Below are 22617 nucleotides of genomic sequence, written 5' to 3'. Positions count from 1 at the left end.
ACAGCGCCAGCGCCATGCAGGCGAGGCTCGCCCATGCCCAGAATCGATGCTGCTTCATGTCCGACCTCCTTCGCTTCGATGTCGACGATACTAGTTAATCATGATTGACTTTATCCGACAACCGCATTATCCTTGATAAGTTAGATTCGTGCAACTTCAAATCGAAGCGCGCGGATGGGGAACCAACGAGAGAGAGGCGAAGCGATGGGATTCAAGAAGAAGAGCGGGCTGCTGGTGGGCGCGGGCTTTCTGCTGGGCACGGTGGGCGTGAAGGCGCTGACCAGCACCACCGCCAAGAAATGCTACGTGCAGGGCGTCGCGCAGGGGCTGCGCGCGAAGGCGACGTACGAGAACATCGTCGAACAGGCGAAGGCCGAGGTTGACGACATCGTGGCCGAGGCCACCTACATCAGCGTCGTCGGCAAGGACGGGGAGCGCCCTGCCGAGCCCGCCGTCGAGGCCGACGACCAGCCGGCGAAGTAGAACGCGATGGACTACGTCATCGCGAGCGAGGTTCCCGGCCGCTTGCGCGTGCGGCTGGTCGGTCCCGTGCCCGCCGACGATCTCGACGCGCTCTACCGCGTGCTGGGCGCGTGCCCGGCGGTGGAGCGCGCGAACGTCTACCCTCGCATCGGCAGCATCGCCGTGCGCTACCGTGCGGCGGACGGCGCGCGGCAGCGGGTGCTCGATCACCTGGACGCCATCGACGCCGAGGCCATCGCCGAAGCCCGTTCGAGCTGCGGGCTCGAACTGGCACCGCGCACCCAGTCGCTGCTCATGGACATCGCGGTGCTCGTGGGGTCGTACTTCGCGCGCCGGTGGTTCCTGCCGAAGCCCGTCGCGGCCCTCGTCACCGCCTGGCGCTACCGCGGCTTCCTGGCGGCGGCGGTCCGCTCGCTCGGGCGGGCGCGGCTCGACGTGCCCGTGCTGGACGCTGCCGCCATCGGCATGTCGTTCGTCAAGCGCGACCCGCGCACGGCGGGTGAGACGATGCTGCTGCTGAACCTGGGCGAGACGCTGGAGGAGTACACGCGCTCGCGGTCGGAGGGGGCGCTCGTGAACGCGTTGCTCGACCTCCCGGAAACCGCGCAGCTCGTCGAGGGCGACCAGGAGGTCCAGGTGGCTGCGTCGGACCTCAAGCCGGGCGACTGCATCGCCGTGCGCACCGGCATGCCCGTGTGCGTCGATGGCGAGGTGGTGCGCGGCACGGCCATGGTGAACCAGGCCGCCCTCACCGGCGAGCCGCTGGCGGTCGAGCGCGGCGTGGGCGACAACGTGTTCTCGGGCACCGCGGTCGAGGACGGCGAGATCATCGTGCGCGTGACGGCGGACGCGGGCGAGACGAAGCTGCGCTCCATCGTGGCGCTCGTGGAGCAGGCGGAATCCTTCAAATCGGAAACCCAGTCGCGCATGGAGCAGCTGGCCGACCGCATCGTGCCCTGGAGCTTCCTGCTGGCAGGCGCCGTGGCGCTCACCACGCGCAGCCTCGTGAAGACGTCGGCGGCGCTCATGGTGGACTACTCCTGCGCCCTCAAGCTCACCGGCTCCATCGCCGTGCTGGCGGCCATGAGCCAAAGCGCGCAGGCGGGCTTCACCGTGAAGGGCTCGAAGCACTTCGAGGCCATGGCGGCGGCCGACACCATCGTGTTCGACAAGACCGGGACGTTGACCGAGGCCACGCCCAACGTGGCCTGCGTGCTGGCGCTCGACGGGTGGAACCGTCGCGAGGTGCTGCGGCTGGCCGCTTGCCTGGAGGAGCATTTCCCGCACCCGGTGGCCCGCGCCGTGGTGCGCGCGGCCGCGGAGAAGAACCTTCGGCACCGCGAGCGCCACGCCGACGTGGAGTACCTCGTGGCGCACGGCATCGCGTCGTCGCTCGACGGCAAGCGCGTGGTCATCGGCTCGGAGCATTTCGTCGTGGAGGACGAAGGCGTGTCCCTCACCGAGGAGCAGAAGCGCCGCGTGGCCGACGAAACGGAGGGGCTGTCGCCGCTGTACCTGGCGGTGGACGGCGAGCTGATCGGCGTCATCGGCATCGAGGACCCGCTGAAGGCCGGGGTGCGCGAGGCCATCGCCGACCTGAGGATGCTCGGGTTCAAGCGCGTCGTCATGCTCACGGGCGACGGCGAGCGCACGGCGGCGCGCATCGCGGACGCCGCCGGCGTGACGGAGTACCGCGCCAACCTGCTGCCCGAGGACAAGTACGCCTTCGTGGAGCGGCTGAAGGCGGAGGGGAGCAAGGTGGTCATGGTGGGCGACGGCGTGAACGACGCCCCGGCGCTCTCGCTGGCCGACGTGGGCATCGCCATGGGGCAGGGCACCGCCGTGGCGAAGGAGGTGGCCGACATCACGCTGACGGGAGGGCACCTGAGCGCGCTCGTGACGCTGCGGACGCTGAGCGCGGGGCTGACCGCGCGCCTGAACGCATCGTTCAAGGAGGTCATCGCCATCAACTCGGCGCTGCTGGCGGCGGGCATCGGCGGCCTCATCACGCCGCAGACCTCGTCGCTGCTGCACAACGCGTCCACGGTGGCGCTCAGCGTGAGGAACGGCGGGACGTACCGCGCCTAGCGTCAGGCCGTCGGCGGCGCTGCGAACGCCTCCTCGAAGGCATCGCCGATCGACGCGAAGCCGTGCAGCGCGGGCTCGTCCGAGAACAGGTCGAGCAGCAGGGAGCGCTGGGCAGCCGGGAGGTCGAGGTCGTCGAACCAGGGAAGCTTCGCGTGCCGCCTGCTGCGCACTGCGGCGGGGCTCGCGTACAGCAGGAACAGCAGCACGTCGGCGAGCCCGGCGCGATCGGATGCGGTCGCGGCCGGGCTCGCCGCGTTCCGGTCGAAGAAGCCGGCCAGCCCGAAGTCGACGAGCGACACCGTTCCCTCGGCGTCGATCAGCAGGTTCGCCGGCCGCACGTCGCCGTGCGCCACGCCGCGGCCCTCCAGGTGCGCGAGCGCGTCGATGACCTGGCGGCCGATGGAGGCGATCGCCGCTTGGTCGAACGACCGCCGTTGCCGGAACAGCAGGCGGTCGAGGGAGGTGCCGGGCATGAGGCTTTGCGCCATGAAGCAGCGCCCGCGGTCGCGCGCGTCGTCGCGCTCGCGCACGATGCCGAGCCAGCGGGGGACGGCGGGGTGCGCGCACAGCGACAGCGCCTTCGCCTCGTTCCAGAGGGCGTCGCGGTCGAGGGACCCCTGCTCGGGTTTGATCAGCTTGAGGGCCGCGCTGCGGGGCTCGCCGCTTGCGCGCGAGGCGCGAAAGCACGTGCCGAACCGGCCTTGGCCCAGCACGGCGTCGAGCCGCCATGCGCCGAACGTGCGGCCGACGAGCCTGCGGTCGCCGGCCGCGGTGGCGAAGCGCGCTAGCCGCGCGGCGTGCCGCATTCGGGGCAGAACTTCGCGCTGGGAGGCAGCGTCGCGCCGCACTGCGCGCAGAACCCGCCGCCCAGCTTCTCGCCGCATTCGAGGCAGAACTTGGAGCCCGCCGGCACCTGCGCGCTGCACTTCGGGCAGGAAAGCGAGCCTGCGGCCGAGGCGGCACGCGGAGCCTGCGCCTGCGCTTGGGGCGCGGCCTGCGCCTGGCCGGGGATGGGCTGCGCGTTCTGCTGGGGGTAGCCGTGGCCGTAGCGCTTGCGGTCCGAGCTGCTGAACGAGCCCACGAAGCCGCCGAGCTTGCCCATGAATCCTTGCGGTTGATAGTAGCCGCTGCCTTGGTTGGTGCGGTGCTTTTTGCGACCGCTCATGGAGAAGAGCCCCATCGGGTGGTCCTTTCGATCAGGTGGGTAGCTGCGCCCCAGGATACCGGATGCGATCGGGCTCCGCCGCTTCTGCCGCCGACTCCCGGAAAAAACCAAGGGGCACCGCTTCGCTTGCCCCAAGCCCGTCCCCAAGCTCCAACTCTCAATGCAACCGGGTATCTGTCAATGACAGCCGGGCATGCGAATTCGCCCATGCTAACCAGTTTTTTCGTTTTGCGCGCGATTTGGCGCTTCGAAGCGTCCTTGGACACCGATCCTCGAAAGTGGTTTTTACGTTTCCGCAGGTCGCGTGATTCATGTTCGATCGCTGCGGGTCAGCATGTCCCCTAAACGGGACAACACGCACCCCTGAACGAACGCAAAACGAAAAAATTGGTTAGAACTCGACGATTCGCGTGCCGCGGCACTATTGACGTGAACCGTCGTTCACCCGTTGATCAGTGTGCTCTGCTTCGGGGCAACCCGTCCGCAAGCCTCTTCACCAAGCTAGAGCGTACCCGTAGGAGCCGCTTGGTATGCAGCCAGATACCCGTCAATGGTGGTTGAACGGCAGACCTTCGGCTGTATGACCGGAGCGTTGCGTGTTCGGAACGCTTCCGGGGCCGGCCTTTCCCGCCGCTACACTTGAAGCGTCCGTCGCCGCGCCGCGTCGGGCGCAACGAGGAAACGGACGAGGAAGGGCGGTCGGATGGGCAACGCGAAGAAGCGAAGCGGAAGCGTGGCGAGCATGCTGCCCGTGCTGCTGGCGTGCTCGTTCACGGCCTCGTTCGGCCAGAGCATGATGAACGTCGCCCTGCCCGAGCTGGCGGAGCGCTTCGGCGTCACGCTCTCCATCGCGAACTGGGTGATCGTGGGGTACATGGTGGTCGCGGCGACGGCCATCATGCTGTCGGCGTTCATGCTGAGGCGCCTCGGGCTGAGGCGCGTGTTCTTCGTCGGCGCGGGGGCGCTCGCGCTCGGCAGCGCGTGCGCGCTGCTCTCGCAGGACTTCCCGATGCTGTTCGCCAGCCGCCTCGTGCAGGCGGTGGGCACGGGCCTGTTCTTCCCGTCGGTGACGAGCGTCATCATGACGAACTCGCCGGCCGCGGTGCGCGGCACGCGCCTCGCGTTGAACAGCGGCGTCATCGCCGTGGGCCTTGCCATCAGCCCGACGGCCTCGGGCTTCGCGCTCACGCAGTTCGGCTGGCGCGCCATGTTCGTCGTATCGCTCGCCATGTCCGTCGCGCTGCTCGCGGTCGGCTTCTTCCGCATCCACGGCGGCCCTTCGACGAAGCGCGTTCCCATCGACGCGCTCAGCGTGATGCTCGGGCCGCTCGGGTTGGCCGCGTTCCTGTACGGCTTGGGCGAGGTCACGCGCGATCTCGCTCCCTCCCTCGCGGCGCTCGCGGTCGGCGCGGTGCTGCTCGCCCTGTTCGCCTGGCGGCAGTTCGCGTTGGAGAGCCCGCTGCTCGACCTGCACCCCCTCGTCCACCCGCGGTTCGCCGTGGGCATCCTGCTCGTCATGGTGGGCATGCTCACGTCGTTCTCCATGAGCATCCTGCTGCCGCTGTACTACGAGGGGGCGTTGGGGTACACGGCGTTCTTCGCGGGCCTGCTGCTGCTAGGCCCCGTGCTGGTCAACGCGGCGTTCACGTTCCTGGGCGGCCGGGTGTTCGACAGGCACGGCGCGTGGCCGCTCATACCGGCGGGCCTCGTGCTCGTGCTCGTCGGGCAGGCGGCGGCGTTCTTCTCGGCCGAGAGCATGATCGCCATCCTGATCGTCCTGTCGTCGGCGGCCGTGTACGCGGGCGCCGGGTTCGTGGTGGCGCCGTCCAAGACCGCGGCGCTCGGCACGCTGCCGCCCGCGACGTACTCCGCCGGCGCGTCCATCAACTCCACGGCCGCGCAGATCGCCTCGGCCATCGGCTCGTCGCTGTTCGTCGGCGTGCTGTCGGCCGACGTGCTCAGGGACACGGCGGCGGGCGCGGCGAAGGCGTCGGCGTACGCCGCGGCGTTCGAGCACACCCTCTCGATAGCCGTCGTCATCGCGGCGGCGGGGCTGCTCGTCGCGTTCTTCTACGCCCGCGCCATGCGCAAACCGGCCGGTAAGCAGCGGTGACAACTTCCGGTTGTCGAGAAAAACCGTGAAAAGCATCCGAAAGTTGGTTGAGGGAACCGCGGTTTCGGTGCATGCTGTAGGGAGAAGGCAAGCGAGAGGAGAATCCTATGAGCTTCCGAGACAACCTCCAGCATCTGCGCGGAACGCGCGATTTGAGCCAGGCGCAGCTTGCGACGCTGCTCGGCGTGAGCCGCCAGTCCGTGGCAAAATGGGAAGCCGAGAAAAGCTACCCCGAGATGGACAAGCTCATCAAGCTGTGCGACCTGTTCGAGTGCTCGCTCGACGACCTCGTACGGGGCGACTTAACCGGCTGCGCGACGGCGAGCGAGGCGATCGTGGAGGCCGAGCCAGCCTCCGCAGCCATGCCTGTCGATAAGGACGGCTACGACGAGCACATGCGCCGCCGTGCGTGGGATGTCGCTGCGAGCGTGGCGGTGATCGTCATGAGCTTCGGGGTGGCGATGTTCGTGACAGGCGGCGGTTACAACAGCACGACGGTTTCGGCGAACATCGTCGTCCACCTCGTAGGGATCGCGCTCGGCCTGTGCTTTTTCGTTCCGGCGTATCGCAGCCATGCGGCATTTCGCAAGGAGCACCCGGTGGTCGAGGACTGCTACACGCCGGAGGAGAAGGCGGAAGCGCGCCGTCGGAAGATGCGGGGCGTCGGCGGCGGTGTCGCGCTGCTCGTCTTGGGCATGTTCATGCCCGGCATGCTCCAATCGATTCAGATGTTCTCGTTCGTGCCGTTGGCGCTGTTCGCTTGCTTCGCCGCCGCGGCCGCTCTGCTCGTCCACTCCGTCATGATGGATCGCCGCGTCGACGTGTCCTTCTACAACGGCGCCCCCGATTTCACGATCCAATCCCTCCTTTGAGGGCGTCGTACTGACGCCTGATCTCGTTGCGCAGCTCGTCTTCGGCTTGAACGTGGGCGCCGCCGTCGGCCGGCCGCGAATTCGCCGTATCCGCTCGCAGTTGTGGGCAACCGCGCACAACTGCGTCCTTTTGCGCTTTCCGCTTGCAAACGCTTGGGGGCGTGGTATACTTCTGCAGTTTCTAAATACGCATGCTTGCGCGACCCGATCCGCTAGTGGCCAACTGAAAAAGGCTGCGGATCTCGGGGATGACCGCAAGCAGAGGACTAACGAATGGAGAGAGTCATGACGAAAGTCAGCATTACTTCGCTGCTCGATGCGGGCAGCCACTTCGGCCATCAGACGCGCCGTTGGAACCCCAAGATGAAGCCGTACATCTTCGGCAGCCGCGGGGACATCTACATCATCGACCTCAAGCAGACGCTCGTGGGCCTCGACCAGGCGTACACGTTCGTGTCCGAGCTGGCCAAGAAGGGCGGCACCGTGCTGTTCGTGGGCACGAAGAAGCAGGCCCAGGAGGCCGTCGCCGACGCTGCCAACAAGTGCGGCATGCCCTACGTGAACGCTCGCTGGCTCGGCGGCATGCTGACCAACTTCGTGACCATCCGCTCCCGCGTGAACCGCATGGAGGAGCTGGAGGCCATGGAGGCCGACGGCCGCATGGCCGTGCTGCCCAAGAAGGAGCAGATCCTGCTGCACAAGGAGCTGTCCAAGCTGCAGACGAACCTCAACGGCATCCGCAACATGAAGCGCACGCCCGACGCCGTGTTCGTGATCGACACGAACCGCGAGGCCATCGCCATCCATGAGTCCCGTCGTCTCGACATCCCCGTGGTGGGCACGCTCGATACGAACTGCGATCCGGACGACGTCGATTTCGGCATCCCCGCCAACGACGACGCCATCCGCTCGGTCCGCCTGCTGGCTGACTTCATCGCCGACGCCGTCATCGCCGGCGTGGGCGTGCCGGTGACCGCCGCCGACATGGGCGAGGTCGCCGTCGAGGCTACCGCCGTGGAGGCCCCTGCCGCCGAGGCCGCGCCCGCCGAGGCCGCTGCCCCTGCCGCCGAATAAGCTGATCTGCGCATCTACCGCACTGAACGCGCCGTCGCGCCCTTCCCGCGCTGCGGCGCTCGACACCCCGCCGCGTCCCAAGGCCGCGGCATCGTGAGAGAAAGGAACAACGTGGCTGCTGTTACCGCTTCCATGGTCAAGGAACTCCGTGAAATGACCGGCGCCGGCATGATGGAGTGCAAGAAGGCGCTCGTCGAAGCCGACGGCGACATGGACAAGGCCGTCGACGTGCTGCGCACGCGCGGTCTGGCCGCCGTGGCCAAGAAGGCCGGCCGTGCCACCAACGAAGGCACCGTCATGGCCATCGTCTCCGACGACGCCACGTCCGGCGCGGTCGTCGAGCTGAACTGCGAGACCGACTTCGTGGGCATGAACGACAAGTTCAAGGCCTACGCCGAGAAGATCGCCAAGGCCGCCCTGGCCGCCAAGCCTGCCGACCTCGACGCCCTCAAGGCCGCCGACGCCGAAGGCGAGACGGTGGAAGCCGTTGTCACCGACGCCATCCACACCCTGGGCGAGAACATCCAGCTCGCCCGCTTCGCGGTGGTGGAGGGCGGCGCCGTGTCGTCCTACATCCACGGCGGCGGCAAGATCGGCGTGCTCGTGCAGTTCGACGTCGAGGGCATCGACCCCGCGTTCGACGGCTTCAAGCAGTACGGCCGCGACGTGGCCATGCAGGTTGCCGCCGCCGCTCCGGTGGCCGCCACCCGCGAGGCCGTCGACCCGGCCGTCGTCGAGCACGAGAAGGCCATCTACATGGCTCAGGCCGCCGAGTCCGGCAAGCCCGAGGCCATCCAGGAGAAGATGGCCGTCGGCCGTCTGGAGAAGTTCTTCAAGGAGAGCACGCTGACCGAGCAGGCCTTCGTGAAGAACCCCGACCAGTCCGTGAACGACTACACGGCCGAGGTTGCGAAGAACCTGGGCGGCGAGATCAAGATCGTCGACTTCAAGCGCTTCGTGCTGGGAGAATAGTTTTGTTCCGGCGGCCTGACGGCCGTCGGAACCGCTCGACGCTGCGAAGCCCCCTCGCACCGATCCTCGGCTCTTTTCGCTTGTCTTCGCGTACCGAAGTACGCTCAGCCGCGAAACGAGCCGACTATCGGCACGAGGGGGCTTCTCGCTGTCTTGCTGCGCCAACCTGCGTTCTTCGTTTCGGTACCAGCAGCTATCGGCCCTTCTGCTTTCGTTGTGATGATGGTGGGCGCGCAGCCTCCCTGTTCTTATAATGGTGGGTACCGCGAAGGGCGCCTCGGACGGCGTCCGCCACCCAATGAAACCAACGCCCGGACCCTCGTCGTCGCGGGCGCGGAGGATGCTTCCATGGCTGAAGAGATCATCATCGTACAGGGCAACAACACGCTGGCCGGCGACGTCGCCGTGTCGGGCGCGAAGAACTCGGCGCTCAAGCTGATCGCCGCCGCGTTGCTGGGCCAGGGGGAAACGACCATCCATAACGTCCCGCTCATCTCGGATATCAGCATCATGTCCGACGTGCTGCGCTGTTTGGGCGCGCGGGTGGAGCGCGACGGCCATACGCTGACGGTGGACACCTCCGCCGTCGACAAGCACGAGACCCCCTACGAGCTGGTGTCGAAGATGCGTGCGAGCATCTCGGTGCTCGGCCCGCTCGTTGGCCGCTTCGGATGCGCCCGCGTGGCCATGCCGGGCGGCTGTCAGATCGGCGCTCGCAAGATCGACATGCATCTTGTCGGCCTCGAGGCTATCGGCGTGGAGTTCTCCATCGACCACGGCTTCCTTGAGGCCAGCACGCCCAACGGGCTGCACGGCGCGCACGTCGTACTCGACTTCCCCAGTGTGGGAGCAACCGAGAACCTGCTCATGGCCGCCGTGGCGGCCGAGGGCTCCACGGTCATAGAGAACGCCGCGCGCGAACCCGAGATCGTGGATCTTGCGAACATGCTCGTGTCCATGGGGACGCGCGTCACAGGCGCGGGCTCGGACATCATCGAGGTCGAGGGCGTGCCGCTTTCTTCGCTGCATCCTTGCGAGCACACGACGGTGGGCGACCGCATCGAGGCCGGCACCTTCCTGGCCGGAGGCGCGCTGACGGGCGGTCCCGTCACCGTGCACGGCATCGATCCGTCGTATCTGCGCGTTGCGCTCATGAAGCTCCGCGCCATGGGCTGCGACGTGGAGACGGGCGACGACTGGATCACCGTGGGCCGCACGCGCCCGCTGGCTCCCATCGACTTGCAGACGCTGCCGCATCCCGGGTTTCCCACCGACCTTCAGGCGCAGTTCATGCTGCTGGCCGCGTTCGCCGACGGCATGTCCGTCATCACCGAGAACGTGTTCGAGAACCGTTTCATGTTCGCCAGCGAGCTCATGCGCATGGGCGCGGACATCGCCATCGAGGACCATCACGCCCTCGTGCGCGGCGTGGACGTGCTGCAGGGCGCCGACGTGTCGTCCACCGATCTGCGCGCCGGGGCGGCTCTCGTGCTGGCCGGCATTGCGGGGGAGGGCGAGACTCGCGTGCACAACATCGGCCATATCGATCGCGGTTACGAGGACTACGTGGGCAAGCTGCGCGCTCTCGGCGCCGATGTCGTGCGCGCTGAAACCGAGCAAGCCCAGACGTCCCGGTAGCGAGCTCCCATGGTCAACAAACGCAAGCAGGGCCTGACGCAGGCTCGTGCGAAACTTACGTCGCATCGCATGAGGTCGGCAACGGTCGGCACCCATGTGCCGCGACGCTCGTCGCGTCATATGAACGGCGAGGCGGTGGGATTCTCCAGCCCGCGCAAAAGGAAGCGCGCGGCTCGCGGCATCGTGGAAACTATTCTGCCCGTCACATCGTCGGGCGAGAGCTCGTCGCAATACGCCCGTCGCGTCAGCCGTCGCGAATTCGCCCAGGACATCCAACGTAAGGCGCGCATCCGCCGCATCGTCGCGATCGCGGTCTGCCTGCTCGTGGCGGTTGCCGTCGCCGCCGCCGTCGGCGTGGCGACGTTCTTCGGGTCGCTCGATGCGAAGCTCGGGCTCAAGGATTCCGATGCAGCGTCGGCGCTCGTTGCTCCCAAGGCCGATGCGAAGGCGTTCTACACGGTGGTGTCGGCCGACCTCGATGCGCCGGGCTCGGCGAATGCGACGGACGGCCCCGACGCCATCGCGCTGGTGCGCGTCGACGAGGAGACCCGCGCCGTCACCGTCGTCTCGATTCCGCCTACGCTGCAGGTATCGCTGAAGGACGGCAAGAAGCACCCGCTGCGTGAGGCTTCGACGCAGGAGGGCGATGCCGCGCTCGTGTCGGCCGTGGCCGACTTCGCAGGGGTGAACGTGGCTCATTACGTGAAGACCGACGCCGAATCCATCGTGCGCCTCGTGGACGTCCTCGGCGGCGTCGAGGTGAACGTGGCCGAGGAGGTGGACGACCCGAACGCGGGCGATGCCTACCTGCCGGCGGGCGCCCAGACGCTCGACGGCGCGCAGGCGCTCACGTTTTTGCGCGCCAGCAACTTCTCGAACGGCCTCGAAGTCCAGGCGGCGAACCAGCGCGAGCTGCTCACGGCACTGTCGCTGCGCCTTCTGGGGGAAGGGCGGCTGAGCTTCCTCGCCACGCTCGACAACGTGGGAGGGTCGTTCCAGACCGACCTTTCGGCTGCGGCCGCGCTTTCCGTCGCCGATGCGCTTCGCGGTGTGGACTCTTCCTCGGTGTACGGGGCGCTTGTGCCCGGCTACGAGACCGCGCGCGATGGCGCGAGCTCGTATGCGGTGTCTTCCGATGCCTGGAAGAGCATGATGGAGCTCGTGGCGGCCGGTTCCGAGCCCGTGGTGGAGCAAACGGCGCCCCAGGTGGATCCGGGCAGCTTCACCATCACCGTACGCAACGGCTCGGGCGTGACGGGCGGAGCCGGCCAGATCGCCGACGCGCTGAAAGACCGCGGCTTCGACGTGACCGAGACGGGCAACACCGACACGTACGTTTACGACGAGACGCTCGTCGTGTACAACGACGACGCGTTCGAGGCGGCGGCGGAAACCGTGGTGGCATCGCTCGGCCTGGGCCGTACGGTGCCCGGGGCGGGTTTCTACACGTTCGATACCGACGTGTTGGTGGTTCTCGGCAAGGATTGGAAGCCCACATCGTAGACTGTGGTAGAATCGGCACCTGAAAGCAAGATGTTCAAGTTCAACGAAGGAGCTTTACCATGGTAGACAAGAACGATGTGGCGGCGGTGCTCGAGCTCATCCGCCCCAGCCTGCAGGCGGACGGCGGCGATGTGCGCCTCGTCGACGTGAACGAGGACGGCGTGGTGTCGGTGGAGCTGCAGGGTGCCTGCAAGGGCTGCCCCATGTCCCAGATGACGCTGGCCAACGGCGTGGAGCGCATCCTCAAGGAGCGCGTTCCCGGCGTGACGAAGGTCGTTCCGGCCGACCTGTAAACCGGATCGATTTCGAAGGCGAAGGAGGCGGATATGGCGCAGTGTTGGGAACGCCGCGGGTGCGACGAGGAGATGATGTCGCGCTGCCCGCACAACATCCCGGGCGAGCCGTGCCCTGCCGATTGCCGCTTCGCCGCATGCACGCGCTCGACGCACGAGGTGTGCCAGGATTTCAACAAGCTGCTGAATCCCGAGCGCGATTACGACGCGGCCGTCAAGGAGGTGTGTCGCTTCTGCGAGCACTTCCTGGAGCACGGCCCTGGCGTGGCCGAGCGCACTGGCGAAGTCACGAGGCAGGGCAATCCGAACCGGTTTCTGCTCTAGCAGGGCGAACCGGTTCGAAACGCGCGCATCCGCGAGGAGCGCGCGACAATCGCAGCGAGCAACCGCGGCCGTGCAGGACATCTGCGCGGCCGCGCGCTACCCCCATACCAGCAAAGAACCGACGAAAGGGAGACGATGGCAGAGCAGGCTCACGGCACGCTGAAGGTGAAGACCGGGTTCGCGGAGATGATGAAGGGCGGCGTCATCATGGACGTCGTGAACCCCGAGCAGGCGAAGATCGCCGAGGACGCGGGCGCGGTGGCCGTCATGGCTCTGGAGCGCGTTCCCGCCGACATCCGCGCGCACGGCGGCGTGGCCCGCATGAGCGACCCCACCATGATCGAGGGCATCGTGGAGGCCGTGTCCATCCCCGTCATGGCGAAGTGCCGTATCGGGCATTTCGTGGAGGCGCAGGTGCTGCAGAGCCTGGGCGTGGACTTCATCGACGAGAGCGAGGTACTCACCCCGGCCGACGACGAGTACCATGTGAACAAATGGGACTTCGACGTGCCGTTCGTGTGCGGCGCGCGCAACCTGGGCGAGGCTCTGCGCCGCATCGCCGAGGGCGCGGCCATGATCCGCACGAAGGGCGAGCCGGGCACGGGCAACGTGGTGGAGGCCGTGCGCCACATGCGCACCGTGACCACCGACATCGCCCGCATCAAGGGCCTGCGCGACGAGCAGCTGTTCACGGCTGCGAAGGACCTGCAGGCGCCCTACGAGCTGGTGAAGTGGGTGGCCGAGCACGGGTGCCTCCCCGTGGTGAACTTCTCGGCCGGCGGCATCGCCACGCCCGCCGACGCGGCGCTGATGATGCAGCTGGGCTGCGACGGCGTGTTCGTGGGCAGCGGCATCTTCAAGTCGGGCGATCCAGCCAAGCGCGCCCGGGCCATCGTGGAGGCCACGACGAACTACGACGACCCCGACACCATCGCCCGCGTCTCGCGCGATCTGGGCGAGGCCATGGTGGGCATCGAGATCTCGGACATTCCCGAGAACGAGCTCATGGCCGGCCGCGGCTGGTAAGGCGGGTTCCGGCGGCTTGCCAGCCGCCGGAACTGCTCGACGCTGCGGCGCACCGAGGTGCCCCGCCTTCGCGCGATGTCGAAGGTTTGCGTACCGAAGTACGCGGCGCCTCCGCCATCCCACGAATTCGGGGCGCCTCGGCGCCCCTCGCTGACTTACTACGCCAACCAGGGAGGTGTCAATGGAACCTGTGAGAAAGACGATCGGCGTCCTGGCCTTGCAGGGCGCCTTCCGGGAGCATCGGCGGATGCTGGAAGGCCTGGGGGCCGACACGCGCCTCGTGCGCTGGCCATCCGAGCTGGAAAGGCTGGACGGCCTGGTGATCCCGGGCGGCGAGTCCACGGCCATCGCGAAGCTTCTGGCCATCCACGGCATGTACGGGCCGTTGCGCGCCGCGCATGCGGCCGGCATGGCCGTGTTCGGCACGTGCGCCGGTGCTATACTCATGGCGCGCGACATCGAGGGGGCCCGCTCCGACCAGGAGCCGTTGGCGCTGATGGACGTGCGTATCCGCCGCAACGCCTATGGGCGGCAGATCGACTCGTTCGAGACGACGGTGCCGTGGGCGGGCATCGAGGGCGACCCGGTGAAGGGCGTGTTCATCCGCGCCCCGCGCTTCGCCGATCTCGGCGAGGGCGTGGAGGTGCTCAGCACGTCCGAGGACGGCGAGCCGCTGGCCGTCCGCGAAGGCCGCGCGCTGGCCGCGGCGTTCCATCCCGAGCTCACCGACGATTCCCGCGTGCATGCTTTCTTCCTGGAGCGCGTCGTCGGGTCGTGAGGAGCCTCTCCTGCGTTGCCGGGGCGTTTCCAATCGCGGGAGCGCGCTCGACGAGTTCTGCTACAATGAAGACGAAGGAAGGCGGGCGACGAAGCGAGAGGAGCGTGAACCTATGAGCAAAGGCGTGACCTGTCCTGCGTGCGGGGCGGTCGGTTTGGACGTGTGCCGTTATGAGTCCATGATGGTGGTGCGCGCCGATCTCGCGATGTTCACGCTGCGCTGCCCGCACTGCAAAGCCACCGTGTCCAGCATGCAGCCCATTCCGCCGCAGCTGTACGAGGAGGTGCGGTTCGCCGCCCTCGAAGTGGGCGCCGGCATGGGCCTTGAGTAGCGGTTCCGTCGGCATCGTGCCGGCGGAACTTTTTTCTATGCGGTTCGAACGACAACCGAATGCCCGTGCCGCGCGGGCTGCGAAGGAACGACATGCTCAACGACATCTACCAATCCATCGATCCCGTCCTGTTCGCGTTCGGCCCGTTCACCGTGCGCTGGTACGGCGTCGCCTACGTGCTGGGCTTCGTTTTCGCGGGCCTCGTCATCTGGCGCGTCGCGCGCCGCTGGCGCGTGCGCGTGGATGCGGATTCACTGCTGACCATCATGTTCTGCGTCATCATAGGCGTCATCGTGGGCGGACGGCTGGGTTACGTGCTGTTCTACGGCGAGGGGTACTATTTCCAGCATCCCGAGCAGATCCTCGCGTTCAACAAAGGCGGTATGAGCTTCCACGGCGGGCTTATAGGCGCGCTTTTGGCGGGCATCGCGGCTGCGAAGCTCACTCGTATCCCGTACCTCACGTTGGCCGACCTCGGCTGCATCGGCGCGCCGCTGGGCCTGCTGTTCGGCCGCTGCGCGAACTTCATCAACGGCGAGCTGTGGGGCGCGCCCACCGACGCCGCCTGGGGCGTGGTGTTCGGAGGCGCCGCGGGCACGATGCCGCGCCATCCGTCGCAGCTTTACGAGGCCTTTCTCGAGGGCGTCGTCATCTTCGCCGTGCTGTATCTGCTGTCGCGACGCATGCCGCCGCGTCCGCGCGGCACGTTTCTGGGCACGTTCCTCGTCATGTACGGATGCTTCCGCTTCCTCGTCGAGTTTGTGCGCGAGCCCGACGCGCAGCTGGGCTATCTATGGGGTGGCTGGCTTACCATGGGGCAGCTGTTATCGGTGCCGCTGATCCTCGTGGGCGCCGGCGTGCTGGTTTATGCGCTTGTCGTGAAAAAGCCCCAAAAAGGGCTTCCTGAAATGAAACAATCTGAGTAACATATAAGGGAATCGAACGCACGGCTCCTCGAGGCTTCGACTCGCTAAGCCGTGCGATTGGTTACGGTTCGGCGGCAACCTTGCCTGCGGTAACGGTTTGCTTGCCGGGCGAAGCTAAACTGGCAACAGATCATATTGGCTGCAAGTTTTATCAGACGACGAAGGGGGACTTCCCATGGATCTCAAGTTCTACAAGTGCATGCACTGCGGCAACATCGCCATCAAGCCGTTCGACGCGGGCGTGCCGCTGGTGTGCTGTGGCGAGAAGATGACCGAGCTCACTGCCAATACCACCGATGCCGCGGTCGAGAAGCACGTGCCCGTGGTGCGCGTCGACGGCTCGAACGTGCACGTCGAGGTGGGCAGCACGCTGCATCCCATGACTCCGGAGCACTACATCACGTTCATCTGCCTGGTCACGAAGAACGGCTACCAGATCGTCGAGCTGACGCCGGAGGATGCTCCCGTCGCCGACTTCGCCATTGCCGAAGGCGATGAGGCTCTCAAGGTGTACGAGTACTGCAACCTGCACGGCCTTTGGGTCGCTGAGGTGTAGACGGCCCTGCGTTTCGCGCATGACGCGCCCGTCCCGCTTCGCGGGGCGGGCGTTTTCGTTTGCGTTGCGGTCGGCGCGCGTGTTACCGCTGCGGATGTTTCACGTGAAACATTTGTGCTGAATGGGCGTTTAGGCACTCGTTCGGTCGCGTTTGGCGTTTTGCCCGCGCGGCGCGGCTGCGCGGGGTTCGCACCATGCGTCGCGCTTGCCGCCCGAGCGGCCCATCCCCGCATCCGTCTCGCCCGCGCGCCATGGCCTCCGAGCTTCCGACGGCTCCTCGGATGGCGAAAAAGCATCGAATTCGGAAGTCCCCGACGGTGCTGCGGGTTCGTCGGGAGGCCTCCTCCTGTATCGCTCCTGTTCGCGGGCGTCTCTTCTTTCGCCGCCGCGCGCAGGGTCTCATCGGGGCGCTCGATTTCTTCCGAATTCGATGCTTTTTCGCCATCAGGGGAGCCTCCGTGCGTCTGCAAGCTGCTTGGGAGGTCGTCCGACGGGGCGTGCGATCCCTGGGGCGAGACGTTTCTCGGGAGGTCATGCGCCAGGCGTGCGGTCGGGACGTCTGCTCGGAAGGGAAGAGCATGCATGCCGCCATCCTGAGTTAGCGGATCTCCGTTCGCCATCCTGGGCGCGCGCAAGCGAGTCGAAGGATCTCGCGCAGCGCGCGAGGATCCGAAGGCGGCTTCGAAGCCCGTTGCCGCTCGGAGACGCCGCGCTTGTGTGCAGACTCGTCGGATTGGGGTGGCGCGACGGGGGCTCGCGGGGATTTCACGGTATGATGGATCCCATGGAACGGGCGCGATCGAGGAGGAGCATGGCAAGACGCACGAAGATCGTTTGCACGCTGGGACCTGCCGTCGACGACGAGACCGCCCTGCGCGGGCTGCTGTCCGCAGGCATGGACGTGGCGCGTTTCAACTTCTCGCACGGCTCGCACGACGAACACCGGGCGCGCATGGATCTGCTGAAACGCGTGCGTCGCGACCTCGGCTCGCCGTGCGCCATCCTGCTGGATACTCGCGGCCCCGAGATCCGCACGGGCTCGCTTGCGGGCGGACGTCCCGTGGAGCTGCGGGAGGGCGGTTCCCTCGTGCTCACCGAGCGCGTGGTGGACGGCACGGCGCAGCTGGTCTCGCAAACCTGCGCGGGGTTGGCGCGCGTCGTCGGGCCCGGCCAGCCCATCCTGCTGGACGACGGGCTCATCGAGCTTCGGGTGGAGGCGGTCGAAGGCTCGGACATCCGCTGCACGGTGCGCAACAGCGGGCTGTTGGGCGAGCGCAAGTCCGTCAACATCCCCGGCGCCAGCGTGCCGCTGCCCGTGATGACCGACCAGGATCGGGCCGACCTCGTCTTCGGCATCGATCAGGATGTCGACTTCGTAGCGGCCTCGTTCGTGCGCAACGCCGAGGGCGTGCGCGAGTTGCGGCGTTTCCTCGACGAGCACGGCGGCGAGGGCGTGTGCTTGATCGCGAAGATCGAATGCGCCGAGGCGGTGGAGAACTTCGAGGACATCATCGAAGCGGCCGACGGCGTGATGGTGGCGCGTGGCGACTTGGGCGTGGAGGTGCCGGCTCACAAGGTGCCGCACATCCAGAAGGAGATCATCCGCGCGTCGAACCGCGCGTCGAAGCCGGTGATCACGGCAACCCAGATGCTGGACTCTATGATACGCAACCCGCGTCCTACGCGCGCCGAGGTGGGCGACGTGGCGAACGCCATCTACGACGGCACCGATGCCGTGATGCTGTCGGGCGAGACGGCCGGCGGGCGCTACCCGGTGGAGGCCGTGCGCATGATGGCGCGCATCGCCGAGTCGAGCGAGCCCTACTTGTTCGACGAGCGCGCGCCCGACCGCAGCCGCGACAAGGCGCGCGTGGCGCTGGCCGTAGGGCTGGCCGCCGTGCAGACGGCCGAGAACGTGGGCGCCGCTTGCATCGTCGCGCCTACGATGTCCGGTCGCACGGCGCGACTCGTGTCGAACCTGCGCCCGCGCGTGCCCATCCTCGCGGTCACGCCGTTTCCGCGCGTCATGCGCCAGCAGCAGCTCAACTGGGGCGTGACGCCCATGCTCGGCGATGTGCAGGGCGACATGCGCCACGTCGTCGAGCAGGAGCACGACGCCGTGTTGGAGAACGGGCTCGTGCGACCGGGCGAGCTGGCGGTGTTCACGGCGGGCGATCCCTCCACGAGTCCCACCATCGGCGAGCCGGGCGACGGCGCGGCGGCCGCCACCAACGTGATGTACGTCGTGCAGATACGTCCCGGCGAAGGCGACGGCGGGCTATAGGCCGCGGCGGACGGTGCCGGCCGTATGCGGCGGATAACGGACGATAGGCTTCGGATAAGGAGTTGACCATGGGTTTCTTCGACAATGCGCAGGAAGTGCTCGACCGCGGCGTGTCGGCGGCGAAGGGCGCCGTCTCGGGCGTGGCGGTGGAGCAGCAGGCGTTCGTGAAAGGGTTCGCTCGTCTGTGCAGCGAGGGCTCGAGCCAGGGATGGCATGAGAGCAACGGCGGCAACGCGTCGTACCGGCTTGCGCCGGAGGACGTGGCATCCAGCCGCTCGTTCTTCTACGACAATCCCAGCTCGTGGGTGCCGCTAGGCGTGCAGGTCGCCAACCTGGGCGGTGAGTTCTTCCTGGTGACGGCCGCGGGAGCGCACATGCGCAACGTGGCGCTGGACCCCGACACGGGCGCGGGCATCGTGGAGGTCAACGCCGCGGGCGACGCGTGGCGCATCGTGTGGGGTTTCAAGAACGGCGGCGTGCCCACGAGCGAGTTCCCCAGCCACGCAGCCATCCAGTCGGTACGCAGGGAGGCGACCGGCGGCACGGGCCGGGTGCTGTACCACGCCCATCCCGCAAACGTGGTGGCGCTGACCAACGTGCTGCCGCTCGATGCGCGCACGTTCACCCGTGCGCTGTGGAAGATGCTGATGGAGGCCATGATCGCGTTTCCGAAGGGCATCGGAGTAGTGCCGTGGATGGTGCCGGGCGGCCCTGAGATCGCCAGCGCCACGGCCGACGCCATGCGCGTCTACGACGCATGCGTTTGGGCTCACCACGGTCTGTTCTGCGCTGGGAACGACTTCGACTCGACGTTCGGGTTGGCGCAGACCATCGACAAGGCCGCGACCGTCTACGCGCAGGCGCGCGCGATGAACGGCGGCAGCGACCGGTTCGCCAGCGCCATTCCCGACGAGGGCCTGCGCGGCATCGCCGAGGCGTACCATCTTCCGGTGAACGAGGCGTTCCTCGCTTAGGTTGGGAATTTCCGGAGAAAACGCGTGCGTTGCGGCGTCGACTGTGCTATAGTGCAAAGGCTTGTCTTCGCCTTGGTCGGAAACCAAGGCCCGTAAAGGAGAACCATAATGAAACAGGGTATTCATCCGGAGTACGTGGACTGCACGGTCAAGTGCAGCTGCGGCAACACGTTCCAGACCCGTTCGACGAAGCCTGAGCTGAAGATCGACATCTGCAACGTGTGCCATCCGTTCTACACCGGCCAGCAGCGCTTCGTCGACACCGGCGGACGCGTCCAGCGCTTCGCCGACAAGTTCGGTGCCGCGAAGGAGACCGTTGCTGAGCGCGAGGCCGCCAAGAAGGCCGCGCGTGCCGCCGCCATCGCCGAGGCCGAGGCCAAGAAGAAGGCCGAGCGCGAGGCGAAGGCCGCCGAGAAGGCCAAGCGCGCCGAGGAGTTCGCCAAGAAGTCCGAGGCCGAGGCTAAGAAGGCCGCCGAGGCTGAGGCTGCCGCCGAGACCGCTCCCGAGGCTACGGCCGAGGAAGCCGCCGCGGTGGACGCCCTCGTCGAAGAGGCTCCTGCCGCCGAATAGCGCTTCTGCAGCAAGCACAGCGAACGGCCCGGTCGATGACCGGGCCGTTCGTGCGTCCAGGGACGATCCGCGCGCGTTGTCGCCCGAAAGCCGTGGTTTTCGCCCTCGAAGCGCGGCTTTCGGGCGACAACGGCATCGGTGGGGCCGCTTCAGGCGCGCCCTAGCCTTGATCGACGAACTCCTCGCCGCGCAGCAACTCCACGTCCAAAAGGTCGCCTTCGGCCCATCCCGCTTCGCCGAGGGGCGAGACGCGCTGCGCGTTCGACGTCATGCACGCGGCCAGCTCCCCGGCTTTGAAATCGAGGAAGTGCGCCGCGTAGCCCTCGTCGTCGCGCGTCACGTGTACGCGGGCTATGTTCGCCATCTTGGGGATGCTCGTCTTCGCGGCATCCGCCCGCGCCTGCACGACGGGGCGGCGGCGCAGCGGAATTCCCAGGATGCGCGCCGTGATCGCTTGCAGGCACCATTCGGAGCCGAAGTAGGCGGCCATGGTGGGGCCGGGCAGATCGACGACCGGTTTGCCGTCGGCTACGGCCAGCATGAGCGGCCGTCCCGGCACGGCGGCGATGTAATGGTGCACCACCTGCCCGCGGCGTTCGACCAGCTTCACGTTGAAATCCTCCTCGCCGAGGGCCGATCCCCCGTTGACCACCACGACGTCGGCGGTGGCGAGCGCCGCCTCGAAGGCGCGTTCGAGCTCGACGGGATCGTCGTGCACGAGGGGGAACACCACGGGTTCGGCACCGTACTCGATGAGGAGGTGCTTGCACATGAGGCTGTTCGTGTCCACGTTTTGACCTCGTCGGGGCTTGATGCCTGCGGGTACGAGCTCGCTGCCCGTGGGAATGAACGCCACGCGCGGTTTGACGCGCACGGGCACCATCGTGGCGCCGCCCATGGCGAGAGCGGCCAGGTCGGTGGGTCGGATAATGCTGCCGGCGCTCATGAGCGGCTCGCCCGCGCGCAGCGTGGAGCCGGCGGGCCGCACGCCCGAACCGGGCTCGACAGTCACGTCGTCGTCGAACGTTACCGATCCGTCCTCCCGAACGACCGCCTTCTCGATCATCACCACGGCGTCGAACGCGTCGGGGAAGTCGTCTCCGGTGTCGGCGCGCACGTAATCCACGCCGGGCTTCCAGCTGCTCGTGTCGGGCATGCCGTTCGCGAACGCTGCCGACTTCACCGCGATACCGTCGAACGACGAGGCGCGCACCACCGGCAGCGTGTTCGTCGACGCCAGGTCGCAGGCGAGCACGCGTCCCACCGCGTCGTCGAGCGCCACGTACTCGACGCTCCTCGCCGGCTCCCATGCTGCGAAGAAGTCGGCCAGCGCCTCTTCGCGCGACGGGAAACCGTCCATGATCTTCTCTCCCATATGCATCTCCTCGTACCGTTTTTCGTTGATCATAGCAGGAAAGCCCGGCGCGCCGGGCTTTCCGTGGACGTGCGATCGATGCGATGCCCTATGCTTTGGGACGGGCGTTCGCGGCGATCTCGTTGAACTCGGACTCGCTCAGGTCGTAGCCGTAGAACGTCTTGAAGTAGCCTGCGACCGTCTTGTACAGGTCGTTGTCGTACTGCTCGGGGTACAGCAGGCGCGGCAGCCACTGCATGCCCAGCACCTGGTTCACCGTCGGCGGGCTGTTCAGCCAGTTCCACGGCGTGCCGGGCACCTTGTAGTAGGAGCCGTTCTTGATGGCGGACAGGTCGGCGAAGGCCGCATCGGAGCCCACCGTGTCGTAGATGCTGTCCGGGCCGAACAGGATGACCGCAGGATCCCAGATAGCCAGCTGTTCCATGCCGATCTCGACGCCGGCGCCGCTGCCGGACACCTTGCCCAGGTCGGCGACGTTGTCGGCCACGAGGTCGATCACCTGGCCCTGGTAGGAGTTCTTCGCGATGGTGTTCGTCCCCTTGTCGCCGAGCAGGTACGCCACCTTCGCGCGGTCGCCCTCGGGAATCTTGCTCATGACGGATACGGTCTCGTCGTAGGCGGCCTTGCAGTAGTCGGACAGCTCCTTGCCGCGATCCTCCATGCCCAACAGCTCGCCGAGCTTCTCGTAGGCTGCGCCGTAGTCCTCCATCTTCGTCTCGATGACCACCACGGGGATGCCCAGCTGCTGCTGCATCGTGTCGAGGTCCTCTTTCATGCCGTCTTTGATCTCGCCGGTGTCGATGAGGATCTGCGCACCGGATGCGGCGACGGCCTCCTTGTTGAGGTCGCCTTTCGCTCCGAACGCGGCTCCTGTCACGGGCAGGTTGGCGTAGTCGCCTCCCAGGTACTTCGCCTGGTCGGCCGTGAGCTCCGTCGAGATCGTCACCAGCTTGTCCGGTGCCATCGTAAGCAGGACCTGCGTGGCGGTGTGGCCCGCCGGCGCGATGCGGTCGATCTTCGCGGGCACTTCCACCGTGCGTCCGGCCGAGTCGGTGAACGTGCGCGTCTCGTTCTGCGCCGCCTGATCGGTTTGCGCGGCGCCGTCGGCGCTTTCGGGTGCGTTCTGCGACGGAGCCTGCGAGCATCCGTTCAGCGCGAACGCCAGTCCCAGACATAGCGCGCCTACGACCAGCAGGCGTTTCGCCCAGAGCATGCTCCTTGCGGTAATCCCTCCCATAGAATCTTCCTTTCTTCGACTTCGTTGCCTTGCGT

22 protein-coding genes are annotated in these 22617 nt (G+C 67.1%); 18 read left to right on the top strand and 4 right to left on the bottom strand.

Annotation, left to right across the window (positions count from 1 at the left end):
- Positions 1 to 204: 204 nt before the first annotated feature.
- Both HMPREF1023_RS03495 and HMPREF1023_RS03490 read left to right on the top strand, forming a co-directional pair.
- A complete protein-coding gene (locus HMPREF1023_RS03495) occupies positions 205 to 483 on the top strand; it encodes a DUF6110 family protein (RefSeq protein WP_009304771.1) in 279 nt (92 codons plus the stop codon).
- Positions 484 to 489: 6 nt separating this feature from the next.
- Positions 490 to 2571, top strand: a complete 2082-nt coding sequence (locus tag HMPREF1023_RS03490) for a heavy metal translocating P-type ATPase (RefSeq protein WP_009304770.1) — start codon at positions 490 to 492, stop codon at positions 2569 to 2571.
- A gap of 2 nt (positions 2572 to 2573) precedes the next feature.
- Here HMPREF1023_RS03490 and HMPREF1023_RS03485 read toward each other — a convergent pair whose 3' ends face one another.
- Together HMPREF1023_RS03485 and HMPREF1023_RS03480 are read right to left on the bottom strand one after the other, a co-directional pair.
- Entirely contained in the window at positions 2574 to 3377 is an 804-nt protein-coding gene (locus tag HMPREF1023_RS03485) for a protein kinase family protein (RefSeq protein ID WP_009304769.1), read from the bottom strand.
- Positions 3356 to 3751 (bottom strand): zinc ribbon domain-containing protein, encoded by a 396-nt coding sequence (locus HMPREF1023_RS03480; RefSeq protein ID WP_009304768.1) that lies wholly within the window; start codon positions 3749 to 3751, stop codon positions 3356 to 3358. The genes HMPREF1023_RS03485 and HMPREF1023_RS03480 overlap by 22 nt, the downstream gene beginning before the upstream one ends.
- A gap of 688 nt (positions 3752 to 4439) precedes the next feature.
- On the opposite strand from HMPREF1023_RS03480, the gene HMPREF1023_RS03475 reads away from it, so the two are divergent.
- The 16 genes from HMPREF1023_RS03475 to rpmE all read left to right on the top strand — a co-directional run bounded on the left by HMPREF1023_RS03475 (position 4440) and on the right by rpmE (position 19970).
- Positions 4440 to 5849, top strand: a complete 1410-nt coding sequence (locus HMPREF1023_RS03475; RefSeq protein ID WP_009304767.1) for an MFS transporter — start codon at positions 4440 to 4442, stop codon at positions 5847 to 5849.
- 107 nt (positions 5850 to 5956) lie between these two features.
- Positions 5957 to 6721 (top strand): helix-turn-helix transcriptional regulator, encoded by a 765-nt coding sequence (locus tag HMPREF1023_RS03470; RefSeq protein ID WP_009304766.1) that lies wholly within the window; start codon positions 5957 to 5959, stop codon positions 6719 to 6721.
- Positions 6722 to 7006: 285 nt separating this feature from the next.
- Entirely contained in the window at positions 7007 to 7795 is a 789-nt protein-coding gene (gene rpsB / locus HMPREF1023_RS03465) for a 30S ribosomal protein S2 (protein ID WP_009608822.1), read from the top strand.
- A gap of 111 nt (positions 7796 to 7906) precedes the next feature.
- Complete coding sequence (gene tsf, locus HMPREF1023_RS03460; RefSeq protein WP_009304764.1) at positions 7907 to 8767, top strand: translation elongation factor Ts; 861 nt, start codon at positions 7907 to 7909, stop codon at positions 8765 to 8767.
- Positions 8768 to 9115: 348 nt separating this feature from the next.
- Positions 9116 to 10405, top strand: a complete 1290-nt coding sequence (gene murA / locus HMPREF1023_RS03455; RefSeq protein ID WP_009304763.1) for a UDP-N-acetylglucosamine 1-carboxyvinyltransferase — start codon at positions 9116 to 9118, stop codon at positions 10403 to 10405.
- A gap of 9 nt (positions 10406 to 10414) precedes the next feature.
- Positions 10415 to 11908, top strand: coding sequence for an LCP family protein (locus HMPREF1023_RS03450; RefSeq protein ID WP_009304762.1), 1494 nt, complete (start codon positions 10415 to 10417; stop codon positions 11906 to 11908).
- A 59-nt stretch (positions 11909 to 11967) separates the two neighbouring features.
- Positions 11968 to 12201 (top strand): NifU family protein, encoded by a 234-nt coding sequence (locus HMPREF1023_RS03445; protein WP_009304761.1) that lies wholly within the window; start codon positions 11968 to 11970, stop codon positions 12199 to 12201.
- 33 nt (positions 12202 to 12234) lie between these two features.
- Positions 12235 to 12525 (top strand): hypothetical protein, encoded by a 291-nt coding sequence (locus HMPREF1023_RS03440; protein WP_009304760.1) that lies wholly within the window; start codon positions 12235 to 12237, stop codon positions 12523 to 12525.
- A gap of 135 nt (positions 12526 to 12660) precedes the next feature.
- Positions 12661 to 13551, top strand: coding sequence for a pyridoxal 5'-phosphate synthase lyase subunit PdxS (gene pdxS, locus HMPREF1023_RS03435; RefSeq protein WP_009304759.1), 891 nt, complete (start codon positions 12661 to 12663; stop codon positions 13549 to 13551).
- A 181-nt stretch (positions 13552 to 13732) separates the two neighbouring features.
- Positions 13733 to 14329 (top strand): pyridoxal 5'-phosphate synthase glutaminase subunit PdxT, encoded by a 597-nt coding sequence (pdxT, locus tag HMPREF1023_RS03430; protein ID WP_009304758.1) that lies wholly within the window; start codon positions 13733 to 13735, stop codon positions 14327 to 14329.
- A gap of 112 nt (positions 14330 to 14441) precedes the next feature.
- Positions 14442 to 14660, top strand: a complete 219-nt coding sequence (locus HMPREF1023_RS03425; RefSeq protein WP_009304757.1) for a hypothetical protein — start codon at positions 14442 to 14444, stop codon at positions 14658 to 14660.
- 92 nt (positions 14661 to 14752) lie between these two features.
- Positions 14753 to 15586: a prolipoprotein diacylglyceryl transferase gene (lgt, locus tag HMPREF1023_RS03420; protein ID WP_009304756.1), complete on the top strand. Its 834-nt coding sequence runs from the start codon at positions 14753 to 14755 to the stop codon at positions 15584 to 15586.
- 175 nt (positions 15587 to 15761) lie between these two features.
- Positions 15762 to 16142 carry a desulfoferrodoxin family protein gene (locus HMPREF1023_RS03415; protein ID WP_009304755.1) on the top strand — a complete coding sequence of 127 codons (381 nt, stop codon included), beginning with the start codon at positions 15762 to 15764 and terminating at the stop codon, positions 16140 to 16142.
- An 811-nt stretch (positions 16143 to 16953) separates the two neighbouring features.
- Entirely contained in the window at positions 16954 to 18426 is a 1473-nt protein-coding gene (pyk, locus tag HMPREF1023_RS03410; RefSeq protein ID WP_009304754.1) for a pyruvate kinase, read from the top strand.
- A 68-nt stretch (positions 18427 to 18494) separates the two neighbouring features.
- Positions 18495 to 19400, top strand: a complete 906-nt coding sequence (gene rhaD / locus HMPREF1023_RS03405; RefSeq protein ID WP_009304753.1) for a rhamnulose-1-phosphate aldolase — start codon at positions 18495 to 18497, stop codon at positions 19398 to 19400.
- A gap of 108 nt (positions 19401 to 19508) precedes the next feature.
- Positions 19509 to 19970 carry a 50S ribosomal protein L31 gene (gene rpmE / locus HMPREF1023_RS03400; protein ID WP_009304752.1) on the top strand — a complete coding sequence of 154 codons (462 nt, stop codon included), beginning with the start codon at positions 19509 to 19511 and terminating at the stop codon, positions 19968 to 19970.
- Positions 19971 to 20130: 160 nt separating this feature from the next.
- Here the strand turns inward: rpmE and HMPREF1023_RS03395 are convergent, their stop codons facing one another.
- Together HMPREF1023_RS03395 and HMPREF1023_RS03390 are read right to left on the bottom strand one after the other, a co-directional pair.
- Complete coding sequence (locus HMPREF1023_RS03395) at positions 20131 to 21345, bottom strand: molybdopterin molybdotransferase MoeA (RefSeq protein ID WP_021410513.1); 1215 nt, start codon at positions 21343 to 21345, stop codon at positions 20131 to 20133.
- Positions 21346 to 21433: 88 nt separating this feature from the next.
- Positions 21434 to 22582, bottom strand: coding sequence for an ABC transporter substrate-binding protein (locus tag HMPREF1023_RS03390; protein ID WP_009304750.1), 1149 nt, complete (start codon positions 22580 to 22582; stop codon positions 21434 to 21436).
- Positions 22583 to 22617 lie beyond the last annotated feature (35 nt).

It is taken from the genome of Eggerthella sp. 1_3_56FAA (assembly GCF_000185625.1).
GTDB classification, from domain to species: domain Bacteria; phylum Actinomycetota; class Coriobacteriia; order Coriobacteriales; family Eggerthellaceae; genus Eggerthella; species Eggerthella lenta.
This window is presented reverse-complemented; position numbering and strand designations above follow the sequence as displayed.

Bases quoted from the DNA above. Each gene is read 5' to 3' on its own strand.
- HMPREF1023_RS03495 (WP_009304771.1), top strand. From the start codon at position 205: ATGGGATTCAAGAAGAAGAGCGGGCTGCTGGTGGGCGCGGGCTTTCTG.
- HMPREF1023_RS03490 (WP_009304770.1), top strand. From the start codon at position 490: ATGGACTACGTCATCGCGAGCGAGGTTCCCGGCCGCTTGCGCGTGCGG.
- HMPREF1023_RS03485 (WP_009304769.1), bottom strand. From the start codon at position 3,377: ATGCGGCACGCCGCGCGGCTAGCGCGCTTCGCCACCGCGGCCGGCGAC.
- HMPREF1023_RS03480 (WP_009304768.1), bottom strand. From the start codon at position 3,751: ATGGGGCTCTTCTCCATGAGCGGTCGCAAAAAGCACCGCACCAACCAA.
- HMPREF1023_RS03475 (WP_009304767.1), top strand. From the start codon at position 4,440: ATGGGCAACGCGAAGAAGCGAAGCGGAAGCGTGGCGAGCATGCTGCCC.
- HMPREF1023_RS03470 (WP_009304766.1), top strand. From the start codon at position 5,957: ATGAGCTTCCGAGACAACCTCCAGCATCTGCGCGGAACGCGCGATTTG.
- rpsB (WP_009608822.1), top strand. From the start codon at position 7,007: ATGACGAAAGTCAGCATTACTTCGCTGCTCGATGCGGGCAGCCACTTC.
- murA (WP_009304763.1), top strand. From the start codon at position 9,116: ATGGCTGAAGAGATCATCATCGTACAGGGCAACAACACGCTGGCCGGC.
- HMPREF1023_RS03450 (WP_009304762.1), top strand. From the start codon at position 10,415: ATGGTCAACAAACGCAAGCAGGGCCTGACGCAGGCTCGTGCGAAACTT.
- HMPREF1023_RS03445 (WP_009304761.1), top strand. From the start codon at position 11,968: ATGGTAGACAAGAACGATGTGGCGGCGGTGCTCGAGCTCATCCGCCCC.
- HMPREF1023_RS03440 (WP_009304760.1), top strand. From the start codon at position 12,235: ATGGCGCAGTGTTGGGAACGCCGCGGGTGCGACGAGGAGATGATGTCG.
- pdxS (WP_009304759.1), top strand. From the start codon at position 12,661: ATGGCAGAGCAGGCTCACGGCACGCTGAAGGTGAAGACCGGGTTCGCG.
- pdxT (WP_009304758.1), top strand. From the start codon at position 13,733: ATGGAACCTGTGAGAAAGACGATCGGCGTCCTGGCCTTGCAGGGCGCC.
- HMPREF1023_RS03425 (WP_009304757.1), top strand. From the start codon at position 14,442: ATGAGCAAAGGCGTGACCTGTCCTGCGTGCGGGGCGGTCGGTTTGGAC.
- lgt (WP_009304756.1), top strand. From the start codon at position 14,753: ATGCTCAACGACATCTACCAATCCATCGATCCCGTCCTGTTCGCGTTC.
- HMPREF1023_RS03415 (WP_009304755.1), top strand. From the start codon at position 15,762: ATGGATCTCAAGTTCTACAAGTGCATGCACTGCGGCAACATCGCCATC.
- pyk (WP_009304754.1), top strand. From the start codon at position 16,954: ATGGCAAGACGCACGAAGATCGTTTGCACGCTGGGACCTGCCGTCGAC.
- rhaD (WP_009304753.1), top strand. From the start codon at position 18,495: ATGGGTTTCTTCGACAATGCGCAGGAAGTGCTCGACCGCGGCGTGTCG.
- rpmE (WP_009304752.1), top strand. From the start codon at position 19,509: ATGAAACAGGGTATTCATCCGGAGTACGTGGACTGCACGGTCAAGTGC.
- HMPREF1023_RS03395 (WP_021410513.1), bottom strand. From the start codon at position 21,345: ATGGGAGAGAAGATCATGGACGGTTTCCCGTCGCGCGAAGAGGCGCTG.
- HMPREF1023_RS03390 (WP_009304750.1), bottom strand. From the start codon at position 22,582: ATGGGAGGGATTACCGCAAGGAGCATGCTCTGGGCGAAACGCCTGCTG.